Here is a 12,722-nt window from a genome sequence, read left to right as displayed (position 1 = left end):
CTGATCAATATCGAGAGGTGAGGTGCTGTGTGTCGTGCCGGGTCGGGCGCGCAACGGTGCCGCCCCCGACCCGTTGGTGCGTCAGGCCGGTGGGGCGGGGAGGGTGTGCGCGGCGAAGACGCCGCGCGCGACCGCCGTGGCGGCGGCCTCCCCGGCCTCGTCCATCGCCGTGGTCGAGCTACGGCCGTCCGTGCCGGCGAGGCCGGCGACCGGTTGCCGTTCGTAGATGCGGCTGGCGTTGTTGGCGTTGCGGAACAGGATCAGCCACGTCTGCCCCGCGCTGTTGGTCACCGGCACGATCGTCGGATCCGTCGCCGTAACCTCGAACAGGTCCGGAATCGCCGGCGACCACCCGGAGAACGCGCCCGAGGCCTGCGCCGTCTCCCAGGACAGCATCACCTGACCCGACGGGCTGCGGGTGACGACCGCCGTGCGGCCCAGCACCGGATCCAGCACCGCCGCCGGGGCGCCCGCCGACACGTACGACCCCAGCGACGTCCACCCGGCCGGGAACGTCCCCGCCGCGTCCTGGTACTTCGTCGCGATCGTCCCGTCGACCGTCCGCACGAACACCCGCGTCCGGTAGCCGGGATACGTCACCACGGCCGGGGCGCCGGTGCCGGTGCCGCCGAGGTTCGTCCACGCCGACAGGACGCCCTCGACGTACTCCGCCGTCGCGACCGTGCCGGAAGTGGTACGCAGGAACAACCGCACACCGGTACGGGTCGGCGCGACGACCGGGGTGCCGGTGAAGTCCTGGTCGACCAGGGGCCGCCAGGCCGGGATCGTGCCCGTCTGCTGGTGGACCCACAGTTTCCCGTCCGCGTCGACGGCGAACACGGCCATCGTCCCGGACGGGAGCCGGGTCACCGCCGGAGCGGCGGCCATCGAGCCGCCGAAGTCCGCCCAGGCGCCCCAGGTCGCCGCACCCACCGCCGTCTGCGTCTTCGCCCACACGTCCGAGTCCGAGTAACGCGCCGCCACCTGCACCTTGCCGTCACCCAGGACACCCAGCGACGGCCGGCCCGAGAACGCCTCGTTACCCGACACCACGGTCCACTGCACCGAACCGAAGTTGTCCACGTCGGTCTGGTGCCCGATCAGCACCCGACCGATGTTGTCCGTGTACGCGTACTCCACCATCCCCAGCGCCGCACCCGCCACCGGACCGGCCTGCACACCCACCGACGCCGCGTACGACTCCACCGCGGCCGGCGGGATCGGATCGGCGAAGTATCCCTGGACGTCCACGATGAGGCGGGTGGACGTGGCCAGCGTGTGCCTCAGCCGGATCGCGCCGTCGGTGCCGGGCTGGACGACGGCCAGGGCGCCCACGGTGTGGGGCTTGCGCATGTGCACCTGGGCGACGGCAGGAACGGCGCTGCCGGTCGGCCACACCTGGACGTTGCCGGCGGCGTCCGGGGCGACGGCGGTCACGTTGAGGACCACGCCGGCGACGCCCCGGGTGGGCATCCCGAGCTTGCCGGTCACCTGCACGTCGACCACCCCGCCCGCCGCGACGGAGCCGTCGTACAGCCGGGTGGCCGCCAGGTGGCGGAATCCGGCTCCCTGGCCGGCCTCGCCGCTGACGTAGCCGTACGGCGCGACGACCAGGTCGACGGCGGCCCCGCTCTTGTTGAAGAAGGTGGCCTGCCCGGCCGAGGAGAGCGGCACCGAGACGAGGTGGCCACTGTGCCCGGTCTCCTCGAAGCTCACCGCCGAGTGCGACGGCGTGCCGCCGCCCGCCGGCATCACGCCGAGCCAACCCGGCGCGGTCACGTTGACGGCGATCACGTTGGCCAGCACGGCGGTCGCGGTCGCCGGGATCGCGCCGCCGGTCAGGGTCACCGTGCGGGTGCCCTGCGCGGGGACCTTCGCCTTGGTCGTCCCCGTGCCGTCCCGGGTGTCGACAAGCTTGTTCGACACGACCGGCACGAACCCGCCGCCGGCACCGACCGTGGAGCGGAAGTAGCCCTGCGCGGTGACGATGACGTGCGCGCTGCCGGCGTCCTGCCGCACGGCTATCCGGCCGTTGCTGCCCGGCTGGACGACCGCCGTGTTGGAGATCTGCTCCTTCGGGGAGGTGTTGAGCATCGAAACCGCGTTCGGCGTGGTGCCGTCCGGGTAGGCCCGCAGGTAGGTGGTGGCGGTGCCGTCCGTCGTCACCATCCGGATCAGGACCGCGCTCACCCCGGCGGAGGGAACGCCACCGACGCCCAGCACCGGGAACGACACCACGCCGCCGGTCCCGACCACGCCGGTGCGCCCGCCGATCCCGGACCGGGTGTCCAGCAACGCGACGCCGCTGGGCAGTGGCACGAAGTCGCCACCCAACCCGGCCGCGTCCGCGGCGACCGGCGACGGCCGTGAGATGGCCACGCCCAACGCCGCCACCAGCAGCACCAGCACGGCCAGCAGCCGCACCGGCCGCCGTCTGTACGTGCCTTCGGTCAACACGTCACTTCCCCTTGTCGTCGTTGTTCGCCTGTGGATGGTGTGCGTGGATGTCGAGGCGTCGGGCGGTGTCAGAAGCCCGGTGCCCCCGGTGAACCCCCCGGTGGGACGAAGAGATCGTGAATGGTCTCCAGGACGTCCTCGACCTGGCCGGTGACGCTCTTCGGCAGTTCTGCCCGCTTGCCCCGCCCCTCGATCTCCCTCCGCAGTTCCTCCATGCGGTCGGCGTTCCGCCGCTGGGCGGTGCCGGTGCGCAGGTCGGAGGCGTCGTCCAACTTCGAGTCGCCGCAGTCGCACTTGCCCGGGGGCTTCCTGCCGGTGACGGATTCGGGCAGCGCCGAGGGGCCGTGCATCGGGCAGCCCGCGTCGGTGTTGTGCACCAGCAGGTCCAGCGCGCCGGCGAGCACGTAGAACGTGTGCGTCGTGTCGACGGTGAGGTTGTAGACCCGCTCCCGCTCGGTCCGTTCCCGGGTGGCCAGCACGGTCCCGGTCCCCCCGGTGGAGGTCAGCAACCGCTCGCCGGCGGCCAGGTCGCCGGCCTCGACCCAGGTGTCGCGCTCCGGGGACCAGAACGGGTGGCCCTCGGTGGCGGTCACCGAGGCGGTGGCCGAACCGGTCGGACCGTCGGTGTCCACCTCGACCTCGACCAGTTCCTTGCGCCCCTCGCCGACGATGACGGCGGTGACCGCGAAGGCACCCGTACGGCCGGTGGTGGGATCGGTGGAGAGCACCTTCTCCCCCACCCTGACCTCGCTGATCGGCTTGGTCGAGCCGTCGGCCATGCGGACCAGCGTGTCGCCGGTGAAGCTGTTGCCGGTGGCGCAGGACGCGACGTCAGCCGCGTCGTCCGCCCGCCGGGCGGTGGGCACCCGGGTTCCCCCACGGAGGGCGTCGGCGATCTCGTCGCCGTTCTTGGCCGCCAGGCGCGCCAACCGCGCCGTACGCACCGCGCCGCCGCCGACCCCGCCGAGCGCGAAGCCGGCCACGGTCGCCGCCGTCCAGGCGCACGCCTCCAGGTCGCCCTTGCTCACGCAGTCGACCAGGTCGGTGACGCCGACGGCCTCGGCGGCGAAGCTCAGCGCGTCCTTCAGGTACGGCGTCGCCGCCCGGGCGAAGTCCGCCACCGCCTCGGTCGCCTTGGAGACCTCCTCGACGACGTTGCCGACGGCCAGGACGGCCGACTGGTAGATGACCTTGGTCGCCTGGACGACGTCGGTCACCACGTCCCGAACGGTGGCGACCACCGCGGCCGGGATGTGCGCCGCGGCCGAGACCACCGTCTTGATGGTCGACACGACCGGCTTGAGCGCGGCGGCCACGGCCTTGATCGGGTTGTGCTTGACCGCGTACTCGATGGCCCGGCGGGCGGTCTCGGTGACCCGCCGCTTCGCCTCGTGCAGCACCCGGCGCGCCTGCTCGGCCTTCTGCCTCGCCCAGGTCATCCCCGCCGAGACGGCGCCGGTCACCGTCTTCCACGCCCGGGACGCCTTGTTGGCGACCCAGCTCGCCGCGGACTGGATCTTGTTGCCGACCCAGGTGACGGCGGTGCGGGCCTTGTTGTAGAGCCACCTGGCTCCGTTGGATATCGCGCTGCCCACCTTCCTGATGGCCGAGCCGACCCAGGCCGCCGCCCGCTGCACGCCCGACCAGACGTTCGAGGCGGTCCGTCTCGCCCAGGACCAGGCGCTGGACGCGACCCGCTGCACACCCGACCAGGCGTTGGAGGCGGTCCGCTTCAGGCCCGACCAGGCGTTGGAGGCCGTCTTCCTGACCTTGTTGACGACGGACTTGCACCAGCCGCACGACGGCCAGTGCCCGTCCGGGTCGATGTGCGCCAGCGGGTCGCCCGCCGCGTACGTGTACCGGTTCGCCAGAATCGAGTCGCCGGTGCTGTAGTTGGCGGTGTCGCGGGAGACGAAGCCGCCGGTGCCGGGCTCGTACCAGCGCGCGCCCATGTCGACCTGGCCGGTGGTCGGGTCGGTCCAGTCGCCCTGGAAGCCCAGCTCGCCCGTGTCACCCTCGGTGGCGACGACCGCGCCGAAGGGGTCGTACGCCTTCGAGTCGGTGAGCTCGGTCAGCGCGGTGTCCGTGGGGTCGATGCCGGCCACCACGTCGCCGTGCCCGTCGGTGAGGGCCAGCAGTTTCTCGTCGCCCTCGCCCACGGCGAGGACCTCACCGGCCGGCCCCCGGGAGAAGCGGCCGGTGCCGTCGCTGACCACGTCGTCGGCCAGGCCCGCGTACCCGAACGGGGAGGTGCCACGGGCCGCCACCCGGTTCAGCGCGTCGTACGTGTACGTCACGCTGCCCGCGGTGGTGAGCCGGTCGAACGCGTCGAAGGTGTACTTCTCGGTCAGTCCGGCGCTGGTCCGCGAGGCGAGCGTGCCCCGCGCGGTGTAGGTGTAGGTGTAGTCCGAGTCGGACAGCAGCCGGTTGCGCTCGTCGTAGCTGGCCGTCTTGGCGCCCGCGCGGATCCGGTTGCCGGAGGCGTCCCAGGCGTACGCCACGGTGCCCTGCGGCCCGGTCCACGAGATCAGGCGCCCGGCCAGGTCGTAGGCGTAGGTGTGCTTGCCCGCCCCGGCCGTTCCGGCAGTGGTCTTGCCGATCAGCTTGTCGTCGGCGTCGTAGGTGTAGTTGACCGAGCTGACCGGCTGCCCGGTCGCGTTGCGGGTGACGTCGCTGCTCAGGCGCGCCAGGTTGTCGTAGGCGAAGGTCCGGGTGCGGCCGGAGCCGTAGTCGATGCCCGTCGGCTGCCCGGCGGCGTCGTAGGTGTAGCTCTGGGTGACGCCGGTGATGCCGTCGCGGGCCGCCGTCAGCCGCTGCCGGGTGTAGGTGTAGGTGGCGGTCCCGGCCGCGTCGGTCTGGCTGGTCAGCAGGCTGTCCGCGTCGTACTGGAAGCGGGCGGTGCCGGCCCGGCCGGTGGCGCTGAGCATGTTGCCCCGGTCGTCGTAGCTGTACGTGTCGGTGCCGACCGGCGCGGCGGCCCGGATCAGCCGGCCGGCCAGGTCGTAGCCGAGGGTGCGCTCCGGGCTGCCGGCGCCGCTGCCGGTCTCGCCGGTCAGCCGGCCCGCCGCGTCGTAGCTGCGCAGCCGGGTCACCCCGCCGGGCGCGGTGAGCCTGGTCGGCTGCGCGGCGATGTTGTACGCCACCGTCCAGGTGCGGTCGGCCGCGTTCGGGTGGGCGGTGGTGGCCGGCTCGATCTGCGACTCCAGCAGGCCCCAACTGTTGTACGTGGAGACGGTGCGGTTGCCCCGGCCGTCGGTGTAGCGGGTGGGGTTGCCGGCCGCGTCGTAGCCGAAGCTGGTGGTGATCGAGGAACTGGTGGTGGTCGGCTCCACCTGCCGGACCAGCCGGCCGAGCGTGTCGTACTCGTACGTGGTGGTGACGCCGCCCGGGCTGACCGCCGAGGTCAGGTTGCCGGCTGCGTCGTAGCCGTAGGTCTGGGTGCGCAGGATCGCGCCGTCCGGCGCCACGTCCGACTCGGCCGTGATCAGCCCGAGCAGGTCGTAGTCGATCCGCTCGGTACGCCCCAGCCCGTCGCTGACCCGCACCTGCCGGCCGGCGTAGTCGTAGCCGTAGCTGGTGGCCACCCCGGCGGCGTCGACCATCCGGGTGAGCTGGCCGAACACGTCGTACGTGTTGGCGGTGGTGGCGCCGCCGGGCGACACGACCGACGTGACGTTGCCGCCGTCGTCGTAGCGGTACTGCCTGGTGAGCGTGCGGGGGGTCGGGTACCGCTCCAGCACCGTCGCGGTCACCTGGCGGTCGAGGTCGTCGTAGGTCGCCTCGGCCCGGCTGCCGGTGGGGCTGGTCTTCGACAGCAGCTCACCCGTGCGGGTGTAGGTGTACCGGGTCACCGCCCGGTCCGCGGTGCCCGCCGGCTCGTCCCGGCTGACCAGGCGACCCATCTGGTCGTACTGGTACCGGGTGGCGTTGCCGCGCGCGTCGACGGTCTCGACCACGTTGCCCGCCGGGTCGTACCGCGCCGTCGTGGTGGGCTGCAACGAGCTGACCCCGGCCGGCGGCGCGTACGTCGGGGCGGTGCTGCCGACCTGGCGGCCCAGCCGGTTGTAGGTGTAGCTGCTGACCTTGCCCCGGGCGTCGGCGGTGTGCACGGTCTCGTCGAAGGTGTTGTAGCCGGTGACGGTGGTCGGCGTGACGGTGGCCGGCGCGCCGCCGTTCTCCTCGGCGGCCACCGCCGGGGCGACGACCCTGACCTGGCGGCCCAGCTCGTCGTGCTGGTAGCGGATCGTCCGCCCGAGCGGGTCGGTGGCGGCGGTGAGCAGCCCGCGCTGGTCGTAGGCGCTGGTGGTGACCCGGGTGACCGTCCCGGCGACGACCGTCTGGCGGATCGGGTTGCCGCTGTCGTCATAGGCGTAGTCGACCTGCTCACCGGCGGTGGACAGGGTCCACGGCACGTTGGACGGCCGCCCGGCGCGGGTCATCCGGGTGACGTTGCCCATCGTGTCGTACGTGTACGACGTGGTCAGCGCGGCGGCGCCGGGATTGACCACGATGCTGGCGACGGCACCCGCCGGGGTGTACGTCTGCTGGGTGACCGAGGTGCCGTTGGCCGAGGCCTGCCGGGTGCGGTTGCCGGCGCCGTCGTACGTGTTCTCCTCCACGACGTAGTCGCGCGTGCTGCCGTCCGGGTTGCGGAAGTTCTTCAGCACGAGACGGTGCAACTGGTCGTCGCCGTAGTACTGGTACTCCAGCCGCCGGCCCATCGCGTCGGTGTGGCTGGCCATCCGGCCGGCGTGGTCGTACGTGTAGGTGTGCAGCACCAGGTAGTCCCCGGTGGTGGGGCCCTCGTCGCCGGCGTACGCCCGCAGGCGCACCTCGGCCAGGGCGTTGCGCGCGGTGTAGGCGTAGTCGTACCGGTTGCCGTTCGCGTCCACGACGGTGGTCTCGTTGCCGAACCGGTCGTAGTTCTTGACGGTCTCGTTGCCCTCCGCGTCCGTGGTCTTGACCGGCCGGTTGGACTGGTCGTACTCCCAGGTGCTGACCCGGGTCTCGTCGTCGCCGCGCACGTCGTCGACCTCGACGCGGGTCACGTTGCCGTCCACGTCGTAGGTGGTCGTGGAGCGCTTCTGGTGCGCCTGGCCGGTCACCGCGTCCGTGGTGGCCGGCGCGGTGGTGCTGACCGGCCGCGACAGCGCGTCGTAGGTGTGGCTGGTGACCACGCCCGCCGGGTAGCTGTCGGAGATTTCCGTGGTGGTGAGCAGCCGGCCCAACGCGTCGTAGGTGTGGGTGGTGGCCAGCCCCGACGGCTCCGTGGTCCGGTAGAGGTCGCCGTTCTGGTAGTACGCGTAGCGGGTGATCTTGCCGCGCGCGTCGGTGGTGGTCAGCAGCAGGCCGGCCGGCACGGTGCCGCCGCCGTACGCCGCCTCGCCGCCGGTGGTGTAGGTGTGCCGGACGGTGCCCCCGTCCGGGTTGACCTGCGTCGCCAGCTCACCGAACGGCGTGTGGGTGTAGCTGGTCCGGTAGGTGTTGTCGGTGGCGCTGGCCGAGCGCCCGTCCCGCGACTCGGTCGGCAGGTCGTTGCGCGGGTCGAACGGGTCGGTCACCGTCGCCGGATAGGTCGTGTAGGCGGTGTGGCAGACCCCGCCTGCGCGGCAGGTCCGCTTCGAGGTGACGTTGCCGCGCTGGTCGTGGCCCATCCGTACGGCGTCGCCGTTCTCGTTCGTGACCACGGTCTGGTTGCCGCGGTCGTCGTACTCGAACGTGCGGATCGCCATGCCCTCCAGCGGGTGCCGCACGAACACCGGCCCGCCCGCGTCCCCGGGGATGACCGTGCAGAACGACGGGTCACCCGGGTCCGGCGTGGAGCACACCTCCGTCGGTGGCGGTGGCGGTGGCGGCGTGGGCGAGCCGGGCCGGTCCTCCTCGCGGATCTCCAGGCCGAGCGGCGTGCCCGAACGCAGCAGTTGGCCGCTGAGCGCGTCGTACTCGAACAGGTGCGGCCGGTTGGCCGGGTCCAGCACCTGCACGCTGCGGCGCAGGTCGGTGTCGCCGCCGTAGACCAGCGGCGCGCCGATCAGCCACATGCCGCCGTGCCGGTCGGTGTGCTTGGTGACCCGGTCGGCCGCGGTGTCGTAGCCGAACTGCGCCGCGATCTTGCCGCTCGGCAGGGTCACCGTGGTCAGCTGGTCGGTGCCGGCGGCGTACCGGTGGTGCGCGGTGACCGCCGCCTGGCCCAGCGGGTGGGAGTAGACGGCCACCTCGTCGATGACACCGGCGAAGTGCCGGCGGGCCGTCGTGCCCCACGCCGGCCAGGACGCCGGGCTGGTCGCGTACGCCGCGCCGAGCTGGTTGAAGGTGAGCAGCGAGTGCTCGACCGTCGTGCCGGTGCGCTCGGCCGTCTTGACGCCGTCGAGGTAGAGGGTCTGGACGCCGCCCATGACCGACAGCACCGCGTGGTGCCAGCGCCCGTCGTTGACGGCGGCGGTCGAGGTGAGCGGCGCGATCGCGGGGCCGCCGAACTGGCCACGCAGCAGGCCGTCGGTACCCACGTACAGCACCGGCACGCCGGTGGTGGAGGTGGCGCCGAGCGCCTTGTCCTGGTAGCCCAGCAGCGGGCCGCCACCGCCGGTGGTGCTGGCCTTGAACCACAGCTCGACCGCGGTGTCGCGGGCCTTCTTCACCGCGCCCTTGGGCAGCTCGACGACCGAGGAGGTGCCGTTGAAGGTGGCCGCGGTGTTGCCGGTGCCGGTCAGCGCGCCCGCCGTGCCGAGGGTCACGCCCGTGTGGACGCCCGCGTCCTTGCCCAGGTTGACGGCGACCTCGCTGCCGGCGGCGGTGCCCTGCGGCTCGCCCAGGCGCCAGTACGACTCGGGCTTCGCGTCGAGCACCCCGGTGCGGTAGTTCGAGCCGGCCGCGTAGCCGTACCGGGTGCAGGCGTTGCCGGGGGCGCAGACCGAGGTGAGCAGGTCGCCGCTGTAGGTGTAGGTCCACGTCGGCGCCACGCCACCGACCGCGTCGGCGGCGACGCTCGTCACGTGCGCGCCGGTCCAGGTGAAGGTCAGCGACCGGCCGGCCGTGTTGGTCTGGCTGTTGGCGACCCGGGCCCGGGCCAGCTTGCCGTCGGTGGCGTTGTAGGTGAGCACGATCGACCGCAGGGCCGCGTCGGTGATCTTCGTGAGCCGGCCGGCGGCGGAGAACTGGTACGTCATCCGCGCCTTGTCGACAAGCGTCCACAAAGTGCCGTTCCAGGTCAGCGAGGCGGTGCGGCCGGCCGGGGCGGCGAAGGTGCCGTCGGGGTTGCGGCCGAAGCGCACCTGCTGCCCGTCCGGGTAGGTGACCAGCACGTTGCCGGAGCCGTCCGCGTCGGCGACGACGCGCATGTCGTACCGGCTCGACCAGCCGGCACCGAACGCGCCGTCGCGGCGCGGGTCGAGGCTGTTGTAGGTGCGGACCAGGTTCAGCTCGGGCCCGACGGTGGTGACCGTGGCGTCCATCGCGGTGGTGGACACGTTGCCGGTCTGGGCGTCGAACTCGCGGTCCCGCGCCGCCGTCGTCGCGCCCGCGATCCGCGAGGTGATCTCCGGCTGGGGCACGGCGGTGAGCAGCGTCGAGGTCGGCGACGACACCTCGTTGCCGGCGTCCTTGACGATCACCCGCCACCGGTAGGTCTTGCTCCAGGACAACCGGCCGGCCGGCACCGCCCAGGCGGTCTTCGCCTGGAAGCCGGAGTCGAAACACCCGGTGGGATCGCCGGACGCCGGCTGCTCGCACACCTCGAACTTGTAGGACAGCGACACTCCCGGGGGCGCGTCGATGTCCAGCGCGCGGCCCCACAGCTGCGGGGTCAGGGTCTGTGCGGCGTAGCCGTTCGGCGGGTACAGCTCCTGCACGACCGGTGGGATGTCGACGACCTCGAGCACCATCCGGGCGGGCGGCACCTGGTGGTCGGTGAAGACCACGCCCCCGGTACGCACCATCGTGAAGTCGAGGAAGTACCGGCCCGGCGGCAGGGCCTTGATGGTCGCGTCGAGGGTCACCGCGGCACCACGCGCCACCGGGGCGGTCAGGTTGGCCGCGCGCTGCTGGGTGACCGCCGCGCCGGTCCGGGCGTTGTAGGCCCGGTAGGCCAGGTAGTAGTCGCCCACCGCCCACGCGCCGGCGCTGCGGTTGGTCACCGTCACGGCGACCCGGCCGTCCTGGTTCTGCAACACCGGCGGGTTGGGCACCGGCTTCGGGATCTGGTACGAGGCGTTGTACGGGCTGTGCGTCACGTACAGCCTCGGCGGGTTGGCCGTCTGCGGGCCGGCGAACCGCTTGCCGCTGAGCGGATCGGTGGAGGCGCGCAGCGACAGGCCGTGGTTGGCCTGCTCCCCGTTGACCCACCGCTGCACCAGGTTGCCCCCGGCGCCGCCCAGGTCGAACGCCTCGGCCGCGGTCGGGCAGGCCGACGAATCCTCGCCGAACGCGACGTAGCCGTGCGCGAACGACCGGCTGGCCAGCGCGGCGCCGACCGCCGGGCCGGGGTAGGAGTAGCCGGTGCCGGCCGACCACGCGGCCGTCACCGGGTGCACGGTCACCTCGCGCGCCCGGCAGGAGTCGGCGTCGTAGTTGACCACCTGGAGCTGGGCGCCGTAGATGGTGTGGTAGCGCAGCCGGTCCACCAGCCCACCGAACTTGACGTACGACGCGGCGTTGGCGCCGTCCACCGTGCCGACCCGCAGCTCGCTGCTGCCCGAGGCGGAGCTGCCGCCGTGCACGTACATGGCCGAGTCGGCGGCGCCGTCGGCGACCGGCAGCTCCACCGTCGGGTCCAGCCGCACCGGGTAGACGCGGGCCGGGTCGCGCAGCCATCCGTCGTCAACGGAGACCCGCAGGACGGTCTTACCGCCGGCGGTACGCAGCTGGTAGCTGACCGCCGTCGAGGTCACCGGAACGGGCGCGGCGTCGACCACGTAGCCCGGTGGGAAGACGGCCCGCACCGTGCCCGCCGCGTCGGACAGCTCGACGGAGCCGTCGCGTACCGCCGCGGTGAGCCCTTCGAGGCGCAGTGGAAAGTCGTACACCCGCGGGGCGTTCGGGGAGTGCAGTACCAGCGTCTCCTTCAGCGCGCCGGGGCGCGACTCCAGCTCCAGATCGACGCCGGGCAGCACGCCGCGGTAGGTGACCAGCGCACCGTCGGCCTGTCCGGGCACCGACGCGGCGCCGGCCAGCCCGTACGACACGGCCTGACCCTCGGAGAGGGCGAAGCGGGCCACGGCCGGGGCGTCGGCCCGGGCGGCGAGCCGGACCTGCACGGCGTCCGCCGTGTTGCGCCAGCCGGAGGCGGCGTCGGCCGTCAGCTTCGGGTCGATCGGCGCCCAGCCGCCGCCGGCCGTCCGGTAGTTCACCGCAGCGGTGGAGAACACCGTGGTCTGCGTGCCGTCGGCGTTGGCGTAGACCTGCCGGAAGGCGTCCCGCTCCTGCGCCAGCTCCGCGCTGGTGGCCGGCTGGTAGCCGCGCGCCGGTTCCGCCGGGGGCTGCTGCACTGATGCCTTGTTCGCGGGAACGGTCGGCTGCTGCGGCAGCGCGTGCTGTGGGTAGCGCGACCGCTGGGAGGCGGGGATCTTCCGGTTGGTGTGCTGCCGCGACTGCTCGCCGCCGGCCGGCACCCCGTCCCACCGCTGTCGCGGGGCGGCGGCCGCGCCCTGCCCGCTCCGGGCCCTGTCGGCCCCCGGCGCCGAGCCCGCCGTCGGGAACTCGATCGGCGCCGGCTGTTCGCCCACCCCGCTCACCGCGATGACGAGCGCCATCGCTGCCGCCAACGCGGTGGTGAGCGTCCGCCGCAGCGGCGGGCGCGCACCCAACAGGTCGGGAAGCAGGTCGGCGGCCCGGTCGCCGGACGCGCTCTTCTTGCCGTCGTGCATCGCCGACCTCCGTGGCGCACAGAATTGTCTCCCACACCGCGGGCGGCGGTGCCAACAATGCATATCGAGACGCGCCACCCTGTTTCGGCGGCGAGACGAAACTGTTATCTACAGTGGACTGTTCAACCGCTGCCGATGGCCGGCTGAACGGCGCGGACGCGCCGGCGTCTCCTTGTGCACACCCGGGCGATGCCACATCATGCCGATGTTCCGGATATCAGCGAAAGGGACGGCTATATGGCCAGAGCAAGCATGTGGCACCGGCTACGGACGATCGGGGCGACGACGGCGATCCTGCTCGGAATCGCGATCGTCCCGGCGCAGCCGGCGGCCGCGCAGACCGGGGTGATGATCCAGCCGGTGGGCGGGCGGGTCACCGGTGTGCTGTCGAACAGGTGCGGCAGC

Annotated in this window: 2 protein-coding genes; both read right to left on the bottom strand. The window is 72.8% G+C overall.

All coding sequences use genetic code 11. The features are described from left to right. Positions 1 to 81: 81 nt before the first annotated feature. The gene (locus ABZ809_RS23330; protein ID WP_357564691.1) at positions 82 to 2,457 is read right to left on the bottom strand and encodes a hypothetical protein; all 2,376 of its coding nucleotides are present in this window, start codon (positions 2,455 to 2,457) and stop codon (positions 82 to 84) included. A 68-nt stretch (positions 2,458 to 2,525) separates the two neighbouring features. After that, entirely contained in the window at positions 2,526 to 12,317 is a 9,792-nt protein-coding gene (locus tag ABZ809_RS23325) for a polymorphic toxin-type HINT domain-containing protein (protein ID WP_357564690.1), read from the bottom strand. Positions 12,318 to 12,722: the final 405 nt, after the last annotated feature.

The sequence above is a fragment of the Micromonospora sp. NPDC047074 genome (assembly GCF_040643815.1).
Lineage (GTDB): Bacteria > Actinomycetota > Actinomycetes > Mycobacteriales > Micromonosporaceae > Micromonospora.
Note: the sequence above shows the minus strand (reverse complement) of the source record. Positions and strands in the feature narration are given on the sequence as shown.